The following is a 19,041-nucleotide window of genomic DNA, read 5'->3' as shown; positions in this document are numbered from 1 at the left end:
CTCCACCCCCGCGTTCTCACGAACCACCGGAACCGGATGCCCCGCCGACACCTGACCGCGGCTGCCTTCCACCCCCACGACGCTCTCCGGCGTACGCGCAACCACGTTCTCCCGGTTCACACTCTGCGGCGGCGAGTCGAGGAACGTGTCTGACGCCCGGGACACGGGAGTGACATCGCCCCCCTCCCGGACCGGCGGCGCCTGCCCGGCACGGCCGCCCGCGAACTGGCCGCCCGACGCCTCCACCCCCGCGTTCTCACGAACCACCGGAACCGGATGCCCCGCCGACACCTGACCGCGGCTGCCTTCCACCCCCACGACGCTCTCCGGCGTACGCACGGCCGCGTTCTCCCGGCCTGTGCTCGCGTGCGGCGGGCTGACAGCCGGGCTCTGCACGCCCATGTTCGCCGGCGGCGCGTGGTTCGTCCTCGGCTCCGCCCCACGGATGCCGGACACGCTGAGGTTGACCGGGTTGGGCCCCTGCGAGAGCGGCACCGGGGATGAATCGGTCCAGCTCTCGATCGTGGTCGAGACCTTGACTTCGGCGGGTTTGGGTACGGAGGCGGAGGACGAGACCTGCGGCAGGTTCCTGCCCGTCGTGTTGGGGTGTCCCTGCGCGGACTCCAGACCGCCCATTCCCGCGCCCATCCAGACGCCCAGGCCGACGTTCATTGCCTCCGACTGCCAGTTGATGTGCAGCGGCGCGTTGACCGCTTTCGACGCCATCAGGTTCGAGAGGACGTCCGTGCCCAGGGTCAGTGCCGCGTTGATGACCGCATCGGTCACGAAGGCGCCCGCGCGGCCTGCTCCGGCCGCGGCGGAGGCGATCGAGGAAATCCTGGACACGATACCCGCCACGATGTCCGCGACCGAGGCGAGGAGCCGGCCCAGCAGACCGGCGATGCCGAAGGAGGCAAGCCCCAGAACGAGACCGAAGATCGAGGCCAGGGCCTCGATCATGTGCGCCCGGTCGATCTCCTCGACCGTCTTCTGCAACTCGTCCGCATAGGCGATGATCGCGTTTCCGACGTCCTGGGCCACCTGGCCCGCTTCCAGCAGGGCGTGACGGACGTTGTGATCGGCCACCCCGCTCCACACCACCTGCGCGGCTTCTCCGGCCTTGCCCGTCCACCCGTCGTTCATGAAGGACATGCTGCTGTCCATGACGGTCACGTAGTCGTGGAGCCTCTGGCCGTTCTCGATCCACTGACGTCCGAGTTCACGAATCAGGGAGTCATCGAAGTGGGGCATGGTGTGGGTTCCTCACGGACGGGCGGCCAAGCAGGGGCCACCCACGAGTGATCGTGGGCTGACGGGCATCGGGCGGAACGGCGGGGGCGCGAGGCCTACGTGTCCGCCAGGTCCTGCACCGTTTGGACGAGCTGGGCGCCGCCGCGGCGGGAGACGAGAAGGCCACGGCCGGGAGGGAGACGCCGCGCGCGCTGATCCCCCAGGACCGCTCCCTCACGTGGATCACCCGACAGAAGCAGGCCGTCGGAGCCGAGGTCACGGATGCGGCCGGCCACCGGATCGGCGAAGGAGCGGCCCACGCCCCCGGTTCTGCGGGCGAGCATCATGTGGAATCCGATGTCGGCCCCCTGGGTGAGGTAGTCGCTGATCACCGCCAGCGGCCCTTGTGCCATGGCCCCGCCGCCGGCGACGAGGTCGTAGTCGTCCACCACGACGTACAGCTCGGGCCCCGACCACCAGTCCCTCCTCTTCAGCTCGCTCGGGGTGATGCCCGCGGGCGGGATGCGTTCCTTGAGCTTTTCCGCGACCTGCCGCAGGTAGGCGGTGGCGGAGTCCGGATCGCCGGCACTCGCGCCGACATAGTCCTCGTCGACGGCGCCCAGGAGCCCGCGCCGGTAGTCGACGACGATGAAGCGCACGTCCCAGGCGGAACGCCGGCGGGCCATGGAACGCATCCACGACTTCAGGAACGTGGTCTTGCCCGACCCCGGATCGCCGTACACGAGGAAGTGCGGGCCGTTGGCCTCCAGGTCGAGCACCGCGGGGCTGAGATCGAAGTCCCGGATCCCGATGGGTACCGCGCTGTCGGGCAGCGCGGCCGTCCCGCCGGGGAGGTCCTCGCAGGCCCGCTGCAGTTCCTCCGGCGTGACGACATCGGCCAGCACCCGCAGCGGTGCGGCGGTGGGGCCGGACCAGCTCGCGGCCAGTTCGTCGACCACCGCTTCCTGCGCCTTGCCGAGGTTCTCGGTCACCGCCGCACCGTCCAGGCGCGGCAGCGCCGTGTGGAAGACGTTTCCGGGTGCCACGATGCCGCGGCCGGGCAGGAAAGCACGCAGTTGCCGGGCCAGGGGCCGGGAGATCTCGGACTCGGCGGGTTCCGCCAGGCGCAGCTCCAGGCGGCCCGTGATGGTGTCCCGCAGGTTGGAGCGCAGTTCCGCCCAGCGGTTCGCGGTCAGGACGAGGTGTACGCCCACTCCGAGACCGCGTACCGCGATGTCGGGCACGATCTGTTCGGCCTCTTCGACGTCCGCGCGCAGCGCCGCCCAGTTGTCGATGACGAGGACGACGTCGGCGGCGTTGACGTCCTCGGGCAGCTCCCGCTGGTCGCGCAGGGCACGGAAGTCCGCCGCGGAGTCGATCCGCAGCTTCTGGAAGAGCCGCTCGCGGTCGTCGACCAGCTGCCGGATCACGGACAGCGCACGCCTGGTCCGCGCCTCGTCGTGCCGCGTCGTGATGCCCGACACGTGGGGTGCCCGCTCCAGTCCGGTGAGGCTGCCGCCGCCGAAGTCTATTCCGATGAACTGCAGTTCACGAGGGGTGTGGGTGAGCATCGCGCTCATCATGAACGAACGCAGCAGGGTGCTCTTGCCGGACTGCGGTCCGCCCACGACGACGAGATGTCCCTGTGGTCCGGACAGGTCCATGAGCATGGCCCGCTGTTCCTGGCGGCTGGGCAGGTCCACGACGCCGAGCGGGAAGAAGAGCTGTCCGCCCTGCGGCCAGAGGCTGGAGTGGAAGCCGCGCTCGTCGTCGGTGGTGACGGGCCCCAGCATCGAGTCGAGCTCGACGGCCGCGGGCAGTGGCGGCAGCCACACCTGGTGCACGGCGTTGCCGTACGCCCGCACACGTTCCACCGCCACCTGCATCTCGGTTCGCTGGCCCGGTTTCGGCCTGGCGAGGGTCACGGACGGCTCGGCGGCGTCGTCGTCCTCGGTCCGAGCGGCCTCGGCGGTCCGCAGCTCGAACGGCACGGGTACGGGGGCCGGTCCGGTCACCGGTTCCCGCTCGCTCTCCTCCTGGTACGCGCCGGAGATGTGAGCGACCCTGAACCGCTCGTAGACGGACTCGTCCACCTTGAGGTAGGCGGAGCCCGGGATCGAGGGGAGGCGGTAGGCGTCGGGCGTCCCGATCACCGCCCGGCTCTCCTGGGCACTGAAGGTACGCAGGCACACCCGGTAGGACAGGTGCGACTCCAGGCCGCGCAGACGTCCTTCGTCCAACCGCTGGGTGGCCAGCAGCAGGTGCATGCCGAGGCTTCGGCCCACCCGTCCGATCTGGACGAAGAGGTCGATGAAATCGGGCCGTTGAGCGAGGAGTTCACCGAACTCGTCAACGATGATCATCAGGTAGGGCATCGGTTCGAGGGGCCGGCCGTCGACGTCGGTTCCGCCGGCCTCCTGCAGGATCTGGTACTCGCGGACCGAGTCCACGTTGCCGGCGGCACGCAGCATCCGCTGGCGCCGCTGCTGCTCTCCCTGAAGGGCCGTGCGGACACGGTCGACCATCGCCAGGTCATCGGCGAGGTTGGTGATCAGGCCCGCCACGTGGGGCAGTTCGGTCACGCCCGCGAAAGTGGCGCCGCCCTTGAAGTCGATCAGGACGAAACTGAGGTGCTCGGGAGCGTGGGTCATCGTCAGACCCGTGACAAGGGTCCGCAGCAGCTCGCTCTTGCCCGATCCGGTCGCCCCGACGACCAGGCCGTGGGGGCCGATGCCGCCGAGTGCGGCCTCCTTCAGATCCAGCACGAGCGGAGCGCCCTCGCCCGTGAAGCCGATCGGCAGCCGCAGCAGCGCCTCGTCGTCGGGCTTGCGCCACAGCCGGGTCGGGTCGAACGATCCCAGGTCCTCGACTCCCAGCATCTCGGGCAGCGCGACGGTGCGTGCGAGGACCTGTTCCTGTTCCCCGGTGAGTCTCAGCGGCGTCAGTGCTCTGGCCACCTGCTCACCCAGCTGCGACGGGGGCTTGTCGGCGACGGCGTCCGCCACCGTCTGCACCAGTCCGGGATGGCGCGTCTCCAGTGCCAGGTTCCCTTCGGAGTCCACCCGGGCCCGCGCGTCGACCCTACTGGGCTCCTCGCTCTCCTTGGTGACCAGGCAGACCACATGCAGGCCCGCTTCCGCGCCGGCCTCCGCCAGGAGGTCCGACACCAGCGGCAGACGAGCCCAGTCCGCCCCTGGCCGGAAGTCGTCCAGCACCACCACCAGGTGCCGCGACACCTGCGTCTCGCGGCGCCCGCCGAGGGAGACCGCGCGCTCGGCGCGCTCCTGCCGTATGCGGTCGATGTGCGCGTGGAGCAGATCGGCGATGCCGTCCATGGTCCGGGCGACCTGGGGGACGTGCTCCGCCTGACCCGGCTGACGCGCGTGCGGCAGCCACTTCACCCATCCCCACGTGTGGTCCTCGGCCCGGGTGAGGGCGATGATCTCGACATCGTCCGGGGCGTGCAGCACGGCAAGCTGCATCAGCAGGGCCGAGGTCAGCTCGGCGGTGCGTTCCTGGGGGCCGAGCAGGCTCAGGACGCCCGTTCTCGCCAGGTCGACCCAGGCCGGTTGGAGACCGATGGTCTCGAAGTCGCGGGTGAGCTTCACCGCGCGCTGGTGCGATTCGGGGTCGTGCTCCGTGGTGGGGTCGCCGTGTTTGCTCAATACGATGCTCATCGCCGGCCTGGCGCGGCCGATGCCCAGCCTCAGCTTCATGAAGTCCGGGTCCGTCGGGCGGCGCTCCCACACGCGCCGCGGACCGGCAGTGACGACGGCCCACAGCCGCTGCGGGCTGGGATGGACGAAGGCGTTGGTCGCGCGCTGCGCCGCTGCCGCCTGCCGCGCTTGTGCGCGAATGTCGGAGAGATATTCCACATATCTCTCCCGTTGACGGTACTGAGTGCGTCGGCTGGCGTTCTTCGTCTGTGTCCTGACCAGCACCATGACGCCGATGGAAAGAACGACGAAACCGATACCGAGCAGGATCATCCACGTCTTGCCGAAGGTGATCATGTAAGCGGCCATGCTCACACTGCTGAGCAGGGGAAGCAGCATGTAGAGCCAGGTCTGAGCCTGGTTCTCCGTGGCCTTCTGCGGAGGGGCCGCCAATGCCACCTGCTGCTCGGGAACCGATGGCGGGAAGGTTCTGGCGGGACGGTGGAAATCTACCCTGGTCATTTTCAGTCCACGTAATCCTGAGTGATGGGAATTTCAGGCCCGATACGGTCAGCAGGTCCTGATCCATCACCGCCGGAAGGAACGGCGAGCTCGTTGGAGAAGTTCCGGAACATCCAGAAGAGCTCGATCTCCAGCTGGCTGAAACCGACAGCCGTTCCGGTCACCCCTCCGGAAAGGGCGGGCAGCACTCCGATCGGATCGCCGTCGTTCCCGAACATCTGCGTCATGACCATGTCCCAGCGTTCGAAGAACGCTCTCACCTCCTCGGTGGTCGCCGCGACCCACCCCAGCCTGAGGTGGAAGATAAGGGCGTTGATCCGCTTGACCGTGTCGCTCATCTCCTTGGCGAGCGAGAGAAGCCTGTCGCCCTCCATGGCCAGCGACTCAGGGTCGATCCTGATCAGCCTGTTGTCGTAGTCGACGTTCTCCGCACCCGGGACACCCGTGGTGGGTCCTGCGGCGTGGTCGGCACTCTCGGGCACGCTCAGCCTCCGACATTACGGGTGTTGGAATGTTCTGCCTGGACATAGTTGTCGTAGGCGGTCTGCATACGCTGGGCAGCCTCCGCGAGGATCTCCTCAAGATCACGCGAGGATCTCGTGAACCACTCGGCCATCGTCTCGAAGGACGCGGACGACGGGCTTTTCCAGAAGTTCTGTGCGGCTTCGAAGTGCCCCTGAATCTGGCTGATCAGGTTCGACACATGCTCGTTCTCCCGCCGCAGCGTTCCGATCGCGCTCCGGAGTTCCCCCAGAGCGACCGTGAATTCACCGGGTGAAATATCCGGCACGACAGGCCCCCTTCTCGATTCCGGCCTTACTCCGGCCGCACACCTTCGAAATTCTCCCGGATTTCCCTGACGGGGTTCCCGTCATGGATTCCTCTGTGCCAGACTGAAGCTGGCCAGGATCGGCCGGCGGCAGTTCCGGACCGGCGTTTCCGCCGAACACACACACGGGAGCGAAAAAATGCCCACCCCCAACCCGCAACAAAGTCACGGGCACAACGACCACGACGGTCACGACGATTTCGAGAACCCTGACGCCGGAAAGGATTTCAGTCATCTCATCCCGGCCATGTCGGTCGGCTGGGACGTGCCGCCCAGCTTCAACCTCGACCCCGAGATGGGTTCGGGCACCGGGGCGACGAGCAAGGAGGTCGCGGACAGCGGTCCGATCCTGTTCGACGCCAAGACCGTCCGGTCGACCGAGAACACCCTGCTCGCCGAGAGCCGCAACGCCGTCTCCGGGTACGAGACGCTGCGCGCGCGGGTGGACGCCGTGGTGCACGCACCGGCCTTCTGGGGCCCGCCACCGCCGGATGAGCCGATCGCGGCGATGAACTGGGGCAGCGCGACGCCGAACACCGGCTACTACCAGTCCAAGGAGGACAGGGACCGCCAGGATCAGCAGGTTCTCGCGGACATCGGTGCGGAGTTCGCGCGGCACATCGCCCCGACGATGCAGAAGGCTCTGTCGTTGCAGAGCAACTCGCTGGCCCTCCTCAGCAACCTCATCGCGATGATCAACCGGGCCGGGCAGTCCTACGGCAAGGTGGACCGGGCCGCGCGTTTCCCCGACCCCCAGGGCACGCTGGAGAAGTGACCGGACGGCCGCGGTCCGTCCGGCGTGTCCCCGGTGCGTGGTCATTGCCCCACCGCCGGGGGCACGTCGGCGGGCAGCAGCACGGTCAGGTCCTCGTCGCTGGGGTCGGCCAGGGCCGCCACCCGCATGGCGTGCTGTTCCGTCATCCGCTGGAAGGTCTGGCGGGCCGTGCGCCCGTTGCCGAAGCGCTCTGTGCGCTCGATCGAGCCGAAGTGGGCGAGCAGCGCCGCGGCCGCCTCCTCACTCAGCCGGTACTCGTGCCGGGACGCCTGATGTTCCACGATCCGCACCAGGTCCCGCGGCGAGTAGTCGTCGAACCGCAGGGTGCGGGTGAACCGTGACGCCAGACCGGGGTTGGAGTCGATGAGACGCTCCATGTCCTCGGGGTAACCCGCCGCGATCACCACGACGTCGTCCCGGTGGTCCTCCATCAGCTTGACCAGGGTCGAGACGGCTTCCTGCCCGAAGTCGTTGCTCTGTCCCGCCGGCACCAGGGCGTACGCCTCATCGATGAAGAGCACTCCGCCCAGCGCACGGCGGAAGACCGACGTGGTCTTCGGCGCGGTGTGTCCGACGTACTCACCCACCAGCGCGCTGCGCTCGGCCTCCACCAAGTGCCCGCTGGCCAGCAGGCCGAGGGCCGCGAGGAGCCGCCCGTACAGCCGCGCCACCGTCGTCTTGCCGGTACCGGGATTGCCCGCGAAGATCAGGTGCCGGGACAGGGGCGGTGGCTGCAGTCCGGCCTCCTGGCGCCGCCTGACCATCTGCATGACCTTGGCCATGGACGCCACTTCACGCTTGACGTCGTCCAGGCCCACGAGCTGCTCCAGTTCGGCCAGGAGTTCCGGCAACTGGTCCTCGGCGGCGGGCTCCTGCTCCGCTTCGGACTCCTCGTGGTCCTCGACCACCGTGGCCAGGGTGGCGACCTTGACGTTGTCCGTACGGCACTGTTCGAAACGCGCGTCCGCGTCATCGGCCTGGGACAGATCCTCATCCGTGTCACGCACCAGGCAGCGACGCAGGACCGGACCTGCCTTCGCTCCCACGTACACCGCGGGGTAACCGGTGTCCGCGACCGAACAGTCCTCCAGCAGCCCCTCGGCCCGGTCCCCGAAATAGACGCCGTTCTTGGCCGCTCCGGTGATGGTCACCGACCGCACCCGCGGCCGGGCCCCGGACCAGATCACCAGCCCGCTGCCCTTCACATCGGCGACGGCCAGGTCCTCGATCCAGGGCGCGCTGCCTTCGGCGAGGAAGACACCGGCGGCCCCCGCGGTCTCGATCCGGCCCCCCAGCAGGACGGCACCCGTGGCCGCGGCGATCTCGATCGCCGTCCCCGCGGACCGGAGCACCTCACAGTCCTGCAGCAGCGGACGGTGCCCGGTGTCCAGCCTGATGCCTGTCTCGGCCTGACTGATGACGCAGCGCCGCAGGACGGCGTCGGCGCCGTTGACGTCGACACCCGTCATCCGCGCCCCCTCCACCCGGAGGTCCTCGGCCGTGAGATCCGCCGAGTCCTCGACGCTCACGGCGTGCTGCGCGCTGTCGGTCACCGTGCAGGAACGCAGTTCCGCACGTGCGTTCCCGCCGAAATGCGCGGCCGTGTACGCCGTGGCCGAGATCTCGCAGTCGGAGAGACGGACGGTGCAGGTGTCCGCCGCGTGAACCCCGTTGGCTCCGGTGCGGGCTATGGTGACGCCCTGCCCCCGCACCTCCGCGCTGTCCAGCGCGGCGACGCCCGTGCCGGGCACGTCGACGACACGGGTTCTGTCGAGTTCCACCCTGCCGGTACCGGCGGCGATCACCCCCGCCCCTCCCGTCTCGTGGATGTGGCAGTCCCGGAGCCGCAGATCGGCGGCGTCGCCCGCCAGCACACCCTCGAGTCCCGTGCGGAAGATCTCGCACTTCTCCAGCCGGATCCGCGTTTCGTCCCGGCCGGCTCCGGTGGCGTCCTCGTCGGAGGCGGCCCCCTGCGGCGCGGTTGCGGCCCCGGTCTTCTCGCTGATCCGCAGCCCCTGCGCCTTCGTGTCGTGCAGGCGGCAGTCGCGCAGCACCGGGCGCGCCGCGGCGTGCAGCAGTACCGCCGCATCGCCTGTGTGCCGGACCGTGCAGTTGTCGAAGAGCCCCAGGGACTGCCCCGTCATGGCGATCCCGCACCCGACGACCCGCTCGACCGTGGTCCGCTGCACGTCCGCGCGGGCGGCGTCGTTGAACATCAGGCCGTGCCCCGCGATGGACCGGATCACGCAGTCATGGAGCAGGACGCGCGCCGTACCGGTGACGTAGACGCCCGTGTCGCTGGAGTCCTCCACCGTGCACGAGCGCAGTTCCACCGTGGCGTCGCCGATGACGTCGACCCGGCCTCCGGTCACCGTGCACCGGTCGAGCACCGGTGCACCACCGCCGATCAGCACCGCGGTACCGCGGTGCCCGGCGCCTTCGACGACGATCTCCCGCAGCACGGGGGAGCCGGCCCGCACGCTGACCGCCGGGCCGGTGGATCCCACGAGCCGCACGGTGTCCGGGCCCTTTTCCGCGAGGACCGTGACGTCACTGTCGAGGACCAGGGTCTCCCGGTAGACCCCCGGCTGGACGTGGATCACGGCTCCCTGGCCCGCTGCCCGTAGCGCGGCGGTGATGGTCCGGTAGGTGCCCCAGCCGCGGTCCGCCACCCGCAGGACGTTGAGTCTCACCGGCATCACGCCCTGTTCCGGGCACTCACGACGCCTGCCAGAAGCGCAGCAGTGATGTGTAGACGCCGAAGACCCCCACCGCGAGCGGTACGGAGACCACCAGGAGGAACCCGGAAAGCGGATCGATCCACGAAGGGCGTTCCCGGGCGTCGTCCGTGCGGAAGGACCGGCCCAGGCCGAGCACCATCGCGAACACGGCCGCGCCGAGCAGCACGACGGCACCCGCCCAGTCCGGATACCCGAAGTTGCCCGGGGCGCGGACCAGCGTCACCGAGAGGCCGACGGTCCCGGCGGTCACCATGGGCACCACCGCCGCCGCCACCGTCAGCCGTCCCGCCCTCAGGACGAGCGCCAGTCCGAGGCAGCCGGCCAGGGCCACCGCGAAGGCCTGGTCCGCGCTGCCCAGAACGACCAGGCAGGCCGCCGTGACGAGGGACCCCAGCACGCTCATCCCGGTGAGCAGCCGCTGGCTCCGCTTGACCAGGTGTGTCACGTGGGCCTCGGCGTCCTGGGCTCCCGTGCCGCCGCCGGGCATCCCCGCCAGCACCGCGAAGTGTCCGGAGACCTTGGACGCGGCACCGAGCACGGCCATCATGCTGACGGAGACCACGGCGGACGTCTCAAGAAGCGTGGTGCCGGCGAGGACCACGACGAGCACCAGCCCGACGGCGGTGATCGCCACCGCCATCAGTGTGGTGGCGTGACGAAGCGCCAGAAGACCGATCACCGCCCCCAGTACGGCGCCCACGCCGACCGCCTTCGGCAGCGTGGCGGTGCTCGTCGCCGCGGTCGACAGCGCGGCGGCGCCGATGGCGAACAGCGGTACGGTGCCGTGCGCCATGATCAGCCGCAGTCCCAGCGGGAGGGACCAGCCCTGACGGGTGGCCTGCCACACCAGTCCGGCCAGCGACAGGGCCGCGGAGAGCGCCCCGGCGCCGACGACCACGAGCGCGCTCCCCCGCCCGGCCACCAGGGCCAGGGCCACGAAGCCGGCGATGAACCCCAGCAGGCCGAGGACCAGGGTCGTATGTGCCCGCAGCCGCCGGCCCCACTCGGCGGCGTCCCCGCTGGCCTGGCTCACCGACTCCTCGAGGTCGGTGACCACGGGCTCGTCGAATTCGCCCTCGGCCGTATCCCTCAGGTACAGCGTCGCCCCGTCCACGACGCCGCATTCCCGGAGGGACGCCTCCGGTGGGAAGGGCGCGGCGGTCGGCAGGGCGAGCGACCAGACGGGGGGAAAGGTCTCGTCGAACTCGACCTCTCCGACCAGTTCCAGCAGTGCCGGAGCGTACTCGGCGATCGCCGCGTCCGCGGGCACGGCAAGATCCACCCGTCGTCGTGCCCCCACCACGGTCACGTGGCAGCGTTCATTTTCCACTGGGTCATTCCTTGTCACACATCGACGAGCGGTGCGGGGCGGTGCGGCCGGCCCGGTCCTCCGTGGCGAACCGGTGGATCAGTGGGTGGAGGCCCACGTCCTGAGGTTCGCTTCCTCGGCTCCGACGTAATTGCCCCAGTTGATGCGCAGCGTGTGCGCGATCTCACCGAGCACGCCGTTCTCCGCCTCGCTGCCGAAGAGCCCGACCGCGGCCATGTCCCACTCGTGCATGCGCATCTGGTACTCCGTCGCGGACTGGGCGTTCCACGTGTCGATCAGTACCTGGAGACGGCTCTTCAGAGCGTGCAGTTCGCCCATGATGTGCTGCGCCTGGCCGTTGAGGTAGGGACCCGCCCCCTCCAGCTCCCGGCCGACGTGTATGTTGCTTCCTTCGATATCGGGCATATCGGTTCCTTCGAGGACTGAGGTCTTTTCGTTTCCGGGCAGTGCGGTGTCTTCAGGAGAGGCGAGCCGGAGGAAGATTGATGTTGTTCAGGTTCGTGAGGTTCGCGTGCTCGCCCTGCATGTAGTTGTCGGCGGTGCTCTGGAGGCCATGTGCGATACCGAGGAGCGCCTCCTGCAGCTTCGCCGCATGGGTGTCCCACTCCTGCATGAGCTGCTGGAAGGCCATGGACGCGACACCTCCCCAGGCAGGTGCGAGCCCCCTCACATAGTTCTGCAGAGCGGAGAGTTCGGCCTGGACGCTCGCCTGAGTGGCGGTGATGTCCCTGGCCTTGTCCACCAGTTCCCCGGGGGTCGTGCTGTAGAGGACCCCGTCCGATCCCTGAAAACCTGCGCTCGTACCCTCGATCGCCGCCATGGCGTGCGCCCTCCTGGACTGGTTGGCGGAGAGGCCGCGCTGTGTGCATCGGCTCTCCTTGAAGCGTGTGCCGGACTTCGGCTCAGGAAAAACTTGTGCGTGCCGGCCTCACGGGACCGTCCCGGCCCCGCGGAACGCTCCCCATGGGGTGGACCCGCCGGCCGCGGCTCGACGGCGGCGTGTGTCCGGCCACGAACTGTCCGGTCCTCGGCGGGAACGGGCAGGCGTGCAACGGTCCGAGGAGCGTCCGGCCGCCTCACGGAACATCCCGGGGGCACGTCGGCCGGCACCGAAGGTGTGAGCCCTCGCACTGCAGTACAACGGACGTGAACCGCCGCTGGTTCACCGGAAGCCGCGGGGTCCTGATCCGGAACAGGGCGGGAGGGCCCGAGGCCGGACGGGCCCGGGGCACGGGGCGGCCGGCACCGCGGCGAGACCCGGCGCCGGACCGGCTCCTTTCCTCTCCCGTCCCCGCCCGCCGGACGAGCGGCCCGGCGGCGGCCGTGCCATCGGCGTCGTCGCGGTGCCGCTGCCCCGGCCGGATCACGGTCCGGCCGCTCCGGCGTGCCGGGCATGGCCGCCGAGAGGAGTCCGGCCCCACCGGGTTGCCGTCCGGACAGGTCAGGAAGGCCGTATTCAGAACGCTTTCGATCGGGGTGTTCCCCGTGCGGACCGCCTCCGGCAGCCGTTCCCACACGTGTGGTGAGAAGGGCCGGCCCAGGTGGGGCCGCTCACGGGAACCGTTCCGTGCGGAGCGGCGAACTACGATGACCAGGTGGAACTGATCGGACGGCGCAGAGAACTCACCGCGGTGCGACAGCTCATCGACCGGACCCTTGCCGGTTCGGGAGGGCACCTGCTCATCACCGGGCCCCCGGGGTCCGGAAAGAGCGCCCTGACGAGGTGTGCCGGGCAACTCGCCACCGCCCGCGGGCTCCAGACGTACCGCCTCATCAACGACGGTCCCTGCCTCGGATCCCCGGCATCGGGCCTGCTCGGCAATCTGGCGGCCTTGACCGGCCGGCCGGCCCTGCGGGCGGACGCCGGGCCGGAGGAGATCGACGCACTGTTCGCGGCGGTCGCCGACGGCCCCCCTCGACTGCTTGTGATCGATGATCTGGATGCGCACGGGAGTACCCGCCCCTCGGTCTCCGACGACGCCCTCTCGGCCCTGAACGACGGGGGCAGGAATCCGTCCGCGGGCGTCCGCCTGCTCGCCCGGCTGGCCTCTCACCTGGCCACCGGCGCCACAGGGCTCCTGGCCACCACCACACAGCCTGTCGGATTGCCCCCCGAACTACGGCTCGGCGGCATCGAAGAGCCCGAGCTCGCCGCACTGCTCGGCGACCTGCCCTCCGACGCCGTGCATGCCATCTGGCTGGCTTCGGCGGGGCTGCCCGGCATCGCCCTCTGCCTCACGCATCAGCTCGCCGCTGTCGACGGCAAAGAGGACGCACTGGCACACCTGGCTCTGACGATGCCGTCCCAGGCCTCCTTCCTCGATCTCGACACAAGGCTGATCCGGCTGCTGGAAGCCGCCTCCACCCGGCCTCTGTCACCGCAGACGCGGGCACGGGTACTCGCGCGGCTCGCCCGCGAACTGCTGGGCGAGCCGACGGACACACGCCGGCGCGCGCTGATCGAGGAAGCCCTCTCTCTGGCCCAGCTCGCCGGCTCCCCGGGCATCATCGCTGAGGTCCTCGACTCGAAGCTGCACGCCCTGTGGAATCCGGCAGCCGCCCACGAGCGGCTGGAGACCGCGGCCGAGATCGTCACCCAGGCCAGGCTGGCCGGGGACATCGTGACGGAGCGCCGCGGCCTCATGTGGCGGTTCACAGCGCTGATGGAGCTCGGGGACATCGCTGCCGCCGAGGCGGTGCTCACCTACTATGCCCGGACAGGTGAGCTGACCGGCGATGCCGAGACCGCTGTGGTGGTCGCGGCCCGCCAGTCCATGCTTGCGGCGATCCGCGGTCGTTTCAAGGAGGCCGCCTCGTTCGCGTCTGAGGCGGAGGTGCTCGGCCACAGGGCCGGAATAGCCGACACGGCACGCCTGACCGGGGGTCTGCGCGGCAGCATCTCCACCTTGCGCGGCGACTGGGAGAGCACACTCGCCCCCTGGCAGGCACTGGACCGGCGGCTCCCCGGGCACTTCTTCTCCGCGACAGCGGCTCGCAGTCTGGCCGAGACCGGCCGACTGGTGGAAGCGGAACTCGAGTTGGAGCGGCTGCTGCCGAGCGTGCTCGTGGGCTCCGGTCCACGCTGGCTGGGCGCTGTCGCGGATCTGGCCGTGGTGGCGTCCCGCTCGCGGGCCCTGGACAGCGCCCGGAAACTGCACGCCGCACTCGTGCCTTACCGTGGCCGCCTGGTGGTGTGGGGCGGGGCGAACACAGTCGCGGGACCCGTCGACCACTACCTCGGACTGCTGTCCGCGCAGCTCGGCGATCTCGATCAGGCGCTTTCCGACTTCGACGCGGCAGAGGCGTGGGAGAACAGGACCGGAACCCTGCCGTGGCTGGCCGAGACTCTGAGGGCTCGGGCCGAGGCGTTGCTGGCGCGCAATGGCGAAGGAGATCCGGCCCGGGCTCGCGACGATCAGGCTCGTGCCCGGTCCATCGCGGAGCGGCTCGGGATGTGCGGACTTCTGTCCGCCCTCGCGCCGCCTCCGGACGAGTGGCGGTTGACCCAGGACGACGACGGATGGCTGCTGGAAGCGGGGGACGAGTCCGCCAGGCTGGCCGACACACGCGGCATGACCTACCTGCGAAGCCTGCTCGCCGCCCCGGGAAAGGACATCCCGGCTCTCGACCTGGTGGCGGGCGGCCGGGGTCTGCGGGTCCCCGACGGAGCGCCCCTCCTCGACGCGATCGCCGTGGCGAACTACCGGAAGCGGCTCGCGCAGCTGGACGAGGAGCTTGACTCCGCCGATCGTGTCGGCGATGTGGACCGAGCACGGAGCGTGCAGAGGGAGCGCAGCGCGATCGTGATCGAGCTGCGCCGGGCCAGTGGTCTGGGGGGACGGGTACGGACGACCGGCGGTGAGGCGGAAAGGGCACGGGTCAGTGCCACGCGAGCGCTGTGGGCTGCGGTGAAGCGCATCGAGGTGGCGGCGCCCCTTGCGGGCGCACATCTGCGCGCCTCCCTGCGGTCCGGCCGCGCCTTCTGCTACCACCCGGCGGCGGGCGGCCCGAGCCGGTGGCGGGTGTGACCCGAGTCACGCACACCCGGTTCCCGGCCCTGTTACGCCTCCTTGTCGAAGACATGGGAAGGCGGAGCGCGATGACACTGGGACAGCAGGGACTCCACGGGCGGCTGGCCGCGGAGACGTACGGTACACGGTCCGGGAGGAAACCCCCGGTGGTCCTGTTGCACGGTCTCACCTATGACCGTCGGCAGTGGGGGCCACTGATCGAGAAACTGACGGCGGCGGAACCCGGGAGACAGATCGTCGCCTTCGATCTCCCGGGCCATGGGGACTCGCCGGACGCCGAGTCCTGTCGTCCGTCCGATCTCGCCGCCGAGCTGCGCCGGTCCATCGACGCGATCGGGCTGGCAGCACCCGTGCTGGTCGGCCACTCGTTCGGAGCGGTGGTCGCGACGGCTTACGCCGCGGCCCACCCGGCCGTTGGAGTGATCAATGTGGATCAGCCGCTGCTGGTCGGCCCTTTCGCGAGGCGGCTGCGGGAGGTCGAGCCCCTGTTGCGCGGCTCGGGGTGGATGGATGTCTGGAACGAGCAGCTGGGAGCGATGGGCATCGACACCCTCCCGGCCGAAGCGCGGGAACTGGTACGGACGGCGACGACTCCTCGTCAGGAGCTGCTCCTGGAGTACTGGCGGGAACTCCTGGAGGTTCCGTCCGAGGAACTCGCGGAGCTGCGTACCTCGGAGATGCGAGCCATCATGGCCGCCGGTGCGAGCTACAGCCATGTCGCGGGGGGCGATGTGCCGGCGCCGTACGCGCAGTGGCTCTCCGCGGTGATGCCCTCGGTCCGGATCGTCTCCCTGCCCGGCGGTGGCCACTTTCCGCATCTCGTCCACCCGGCCGGGATCGCGAACCTTCTCACCGTCCGGCCCGACGACCGGCTGGATGTGATCCCTCCCGCCCTGGCCTGACCAGTGGGGTGTGCGGGCGGCGGGTTTCCCTCTTCCCGGTGAGGGGGTGCCCACCGGCCATGGGGTTCGCACCGCACGGGAGCGGCCCGGTGCGACCACCCGTCACCCGCCCCCGTCGGCCTGCCGCGTCACCCCGCGGAGACAGGACGGCAAGGTCTCGGTCGTGGACGAGCGCCTGCGGCGGGGGGATGAACGGCTCACAAAGCGACCCGGAATGAACGGGACGGATCAGAGGAAAAAATTCAGCCATTTCCGATCCTCGTGTGCCGATGCCGCTCGACGACTCCATCCCGCGGCGCGTCACCTCATTTCCTCTCCCGCCAAGACATTCAAGCCCAAGGTGCACACGGGTGAGTCCGATCAATCATTGACAACCAGTCACATGTGCGAGATTTTGAGAACGCAAGCAGTTCAACCCGAAACAAAACAGGGAGGATTGACCCATGCGCAAGAGCATGAGGCTGGCGGCCACAGTCGGTGCGACAGCCGCAGTCATACTGATGGGGACCGGTGCCGGGACCGCAGCGGCAGACGAGCACCTTCCCGGCCAGGTCGTCTTCTACGAGGGGGCCTACGGCGGTCGCTATTTCCTTGATTCCCACCCCACCACCGAATGCGCCAACCTGCCCTTCTCCACAAGACTCATCGCCAACCTGGCCGGGCCCATCGAGGTGTTCTCGGAAGCCGACTGCGAGGGCGGCGTCTACCACTCCCCCACCGGTGATCTGCACAACTTTCCGGGCAATTTCAGCGGGCTGAGTTACCGGCTGGCCGGATAGGAGATCATTCGGTCTGTCCGTCAGGATCCGCCGTGATGGCGGTCTTGTCCATGTAGCGTCCCCGGCCGTGCGAGAGAGACCCGGCGCACGGCCGGGGCACGGCTGCGTCACTGCCGGCAGGGGGCATTGGGCTGGAAAGTTCACAGGTGAGGGCACTGCGGTAGCGCCTGGACGGTACAGGGTGAGAAGCACGGATCCACTCGGAGTCCCGGAGCGGACAGCACAGCCGGACGTTCCCTCCGTTTGGTTCTCAATTTCCGGGTCCAAACCTTGCGCGAGGATGTTCCGTCCTGGAACGCGCGGACATTCCGTCCTGAAATTCGATGCCGTTCACGGCGGGACGATCCCACCGGCTCCAGGCATTCCATACTGCGAGACGCCATTCTTCGAGCGCCTCTCGCACACTTTCCCCGCCCCTTTTCCCGAGAACCATCACCGACCTGCCCAAGCAGACGGTAACACCACCGGGTGGACTCACGGCCACCCATACAGCCCTACGGACCGGCACACCATCGACGGTTCACTCTTCTCAGGTGCAGGGCTTTCCGCCCTTGCCATCCTTTCCTACGATGTCCGGCCACTTGAAATCCGGCCTCCAGAGGCATCGGCCGGAACGTCCAGCGGTTCGATGTCGTCGTGGTACGACACGTACGTGCGGCTCCGCCACAAGAACCAGTAGGCATATCCGATGAGGCGGATGACCGCCAAGACGCCCTTGACCACAAGGTTTTCGATCACGAATCCCTCCCTCCACCTGCGTCCATAAGGGGTCTGGCCGCACTTTCGCCGCCTGCTCGGGAAATCACTGTGACCATGAACAGGGCCGGCGCTCCGCACGGTCACGACCTGTACGACGTCCCCGGCTTGTCATGGGTTCAGCCGCGCCGTGCGCCGGGACGCCTTCATGACCGTCCGCGCGGGGTCGTTGCCGACGGGCAGCCGGCGACGTCAAGGCTGCCCGTGTCCGGCCCGTCAGGTGACCGAGCCGGCTCGGACCAGGGAGGGCGGTCCGCGTCACGCGCAGTGCTGCCCCTCCGGTGGGGCGCCGAAGTCACCGGCGGGAGAGGGCCCCACGCTTTCGCACTGATGAACCGGCTCTGTCCTGAAAGCGTTTGGTACATGAGGGGATCTCACACCCCCTCCTCACCACCTCGAAGGAACCAAGTGATTCGCATCTCGGATGTCCGCGTGTCCCGGCGTGCGCCTGCCCTCGGAGCTGCCGCCGCCGTGGCGCTGGCCGGTGCTCTGACCGCCGCGACACCGGCCACCGCCGCACCTCGACCGGCCACGCCGCTCAACTACGTCGCCCTGGGCGACTCCTACGCTTCGGCACCGGGAGTACCGGAGGAAATCGACGCGGCATGCGCCCGCTCCAGCGGCAACTACCCGCACCTCCTCGCGGGCAAGATCAAGGCGCGGCTGACGGACGTCAGTTGCGCCGGGGCGACGACGGCCGATCTCGCGGCCCCTCAGGAGGGCACCGTCCCCGCCCAGTTCACCGCCCTCAACCGGAAGACCGACCTGGTCACGGTGACGATCGGCGGCAACGACATCGGCTTCACCCCGGTCCTGACGCGCTGCGCCGCCCTGTCCCGGAACGACCCTGCGGGAAGCCCCTGCCGTGATGACCTCACCGCGGGCGGTACGGACCAGGTCGAGCAGAACATATCGGCGACGGCTGTGAAGGTCGCACAGGTCGTCTCCGAGATCCGTGCCCGGGCGCCTCGCGCCAAGGTCCTCATGGTCGGCTATCCCTCGATCTTCCCCGACAACGGTGTCGGATGCACGAGCCCCACCGCCCCGTTCGCCGCCGGTGACTTCGCGTATCTCCGGGACAAGACGAAGTCCCTCAACGCCATGATCGCCCGGGTCGCCCGCACCGAGGGCGCCTCCTACGTCGACACCTACCGCCCGACGGCAGGCCACGACATGTGCCGTTCCGGCACCGAGCGGTGGATCGAGGACTTTTCGCCGCAGAGTCCCGCGGCCCCTCTGCACCCGAACGCTCGTGGTGAGCTGGCCATGGGCAGGGCGGTGCACAGCGCGCTGACCAAGTGCGGCTGGAAGTCGTGACGGGCCCGGCACACCGCTGTTGAGCCGGTCACCCGCACCAAGGGCACGACGGCGGCACGGACGTGGGCGGACAGCGCCCCGCGAGACCGCGTGACACCCCCGTCCAAAAAGTGAGCGGGTGTTGTGCCGGGACTCCCGGCGCAACACCCCCATGGGCGTGGCTGCCGCCCGGA

14 protein-coding genes are annotated in these 19,041 nt (G+C 69.4%); 5 read left to right on the top strand and 9 right to left on the bottom strand.

Translation table 11 applies throughout. From position 1 onward, the window contains the following. The 4 genes from ACF1DX_RS37450 to ACF1DX_RS37435 form a co-directional block, all read right to left on the bottom strand. Positions 1–1,251: hypothetical protein (locus ACF1DX_RS37450; protein ID WP_391795613.1), on the bottom strand; the 1,251-nt coding region annotated here is incomplete at its 3' end. 95 nt (positions 1,252–1,346) lie between these two features. After that, on the bottom strand, positions 1,347–5,408 hold the full coding sequence (gene eccCa / locus ACF1DX_RS37445) for a type VII secretion protein EccCa (RefSeq protein ID WP_391795612.1): 4,062 nt from the start codon (positions 5,406–5,408) through the stop codon (positions 1,347–1,349). 2 nt (positions 5,409–5,410) lie between these two features. Next, positions 5,411–5,890, bottom strand: coding sequence for a hypothetical protein (locus ACF1DX_RS37440; protein ID WP_391795611.1), 480 nt, complete (start codon positions 5,888–5,890; stop codon positions 5,411–5,413). Positions 5,891–5,892: 2 nt separating this feature from the next. Beyond that, positions 5,893–6,198, bottom strand: coding sequence for a WXG100 family type VII secretion target (locus tag ACF1DX_RS37435; RefSeq protein WP_391795610.1), 306 nt, complete (start codon positions 6,196–6,198; stop codon positions 5,893–5,895). A 286-nt stretch (positions 6,199–6,484) separates the two neighbouring features. Here ACF1DX_RS37435 and ACF1DX_RS37430 point away from each other — a divergent pair, with 286 nt between their 5' ends. After that, on the top strand, positions 6,485–7,012 hold the full coding sequence (locus ACF1DX_RS37430; protein ID WP_391795609.1) for a hypothetical protein: 528 nt from the start codon (positions 6,485–6,487) through the stop codon (positions 7,010–7,012). 41 nt (positions 7,013–7,053) lie between these two features. On the opposite strand, the gene ACF1DX_RS37425 is transcribed toward ACF1DX_RS37430, so the two are convergent. The 4 genes from ACF1DX_RS37425 to ACF1DX_RS37410 form a co-directional block, all read right to left on the bottom strand. Continuing rightward, entirely contained in the window at positions 7,054–9,705 is a 2,652-nt protein-coding gene (locus ACF1DX_RS37425; protein ID WP_391795608.1) for a right-handed parallel beta-helix repeat-containing protein, read from the bottom strand. A 25-nt stretch (positions 9,706–9,730) separates the two neighbouring features. Continuing rightward, the gene (gene eccD, locus ACF1DX_RS37420) at positions 9,731–11,083 is read right to left on the bottom strand and encodes a type VII secretion integral membrane protein EccD (RefSeq protein WP_391795607.1); all 1,353 of its coding nucleotides are present in this window, start codon (positions 11,081–11,083) and stop codon (positions 9,731–9,733) included. Positions 11,084–11,161: 78 nt separating this feature from the next. Then, positions 11,162–11,488, bottom strand: a complete 327-nt coding sequence (locus tag ACF1DX_RS37415; RefSeq protein WP_391795606.1) for a WXG100 family type VII secretion target — start codon at positions 11,486–11,488, stop codon at positions 11,162–11,164. Positions 11,489–11,540: 52 nt separating this feature from the next. Next, positions 11,541–11,903, bottom strand: coding sequence for a WXG100 family type VII secretion target (locus ACF1DX_RS37410; RefSeq protein ID WP_391795605.1), 363 nt, complete (start codon positions 11,901–11,903; stop codon positions 11,541–11,543). Positions 11,904–12,678: 775 nt separating this feature from the next. On the opposite strand from ACF1DX_RS37410, the gene ACF1DX_RS37405 reads away from it, so the two are divergent. The 3 genes from ACF1DX_RS37405 (at position 12,679) to ACF1DX_RS37395 (ending at position 16,795) form a co-directional block, all read left to right on the top strand. Then, positions 12,679–15,111, top strand: a complete 2,433-nt coding sequence (locus tag ACF1DX_RS37405) for an AAA family ATPase (protein WP_391795604.1) — start codon at positions 12,679–12,681, stop codon at positions 15,109–15,111. A 71-nt stretch (positions 15,112–15,182) separates the two neighbouring features. Then, positions 15,183–16,016, top strand: coding sequence for an alpha/beta fold hydrolase (locus tag ACF1DX_RS37400; RefSeq protein ID WP_391795603.1), 834 nt, complete (start codon positions 15,183–15,185; stop codon positions 16,014–16,016). A 443-nt stretch (positions 16,017–16,459) separates the two neighbouring features. Continuing rightward, positions 16,460–16,795 (top strand): hypothetical protein, encoded by a 336-nt coding sequence (locus tag ACF1DX_RS37395; protein WP_391795602.1) that lies wholly within the window; start codon positions 16,460–16,462, stop codon positions 16,793–16,795. 564 nt (positions 16,796–17,359) lie between these two features. Here the strand turns inward: ACF1DX_RS37395 and ACF1DX_RS37390 are convergent. Beyond that, positions 17,360–17,533: a hypothetical protein gene (locus ACF1DX_RS37390; protein WP_391795601.1), complete on the bottom strand. Its 174-nt coding sequence runs from the start codon at positions 17,531–17,533 to the stop codon at positions 17,360–17,362. A 450-nt stretch (positions 17,534–17,983) separates the two neighbouring features. Between ACF1DX_RS37390 and ACF1DX_RS37385 the strand changes: the two genes are divergently transcribed. Beyond that, entirely contained in the window at positions 17,984–18,868 is an 885-nt protein-coding gene (locus ACF1DX_RS37385) for an SGNH/GDSL hydrolase family protein (RefSeq protein ID WP_391795600.1), read from the top strand. The last annotated feature ends 173 nt before the right edge of the window (positions 18,869–19,041 follow it).

The organism is Streptomyces sp. NPDC014676 (assembly GCF_043084105.1).
Classification (GTDB): domain Bacteria; phylum Actinomycetota; class Actinomycetes; order Streptomycetales; family Streptomycetaceae; genus Streptomyces.
The sequence above is the reverse complement of the archived record's forward strand: the minus strand, read 5'-3'. Positions and strand labels throughout refer to the sequence as shown.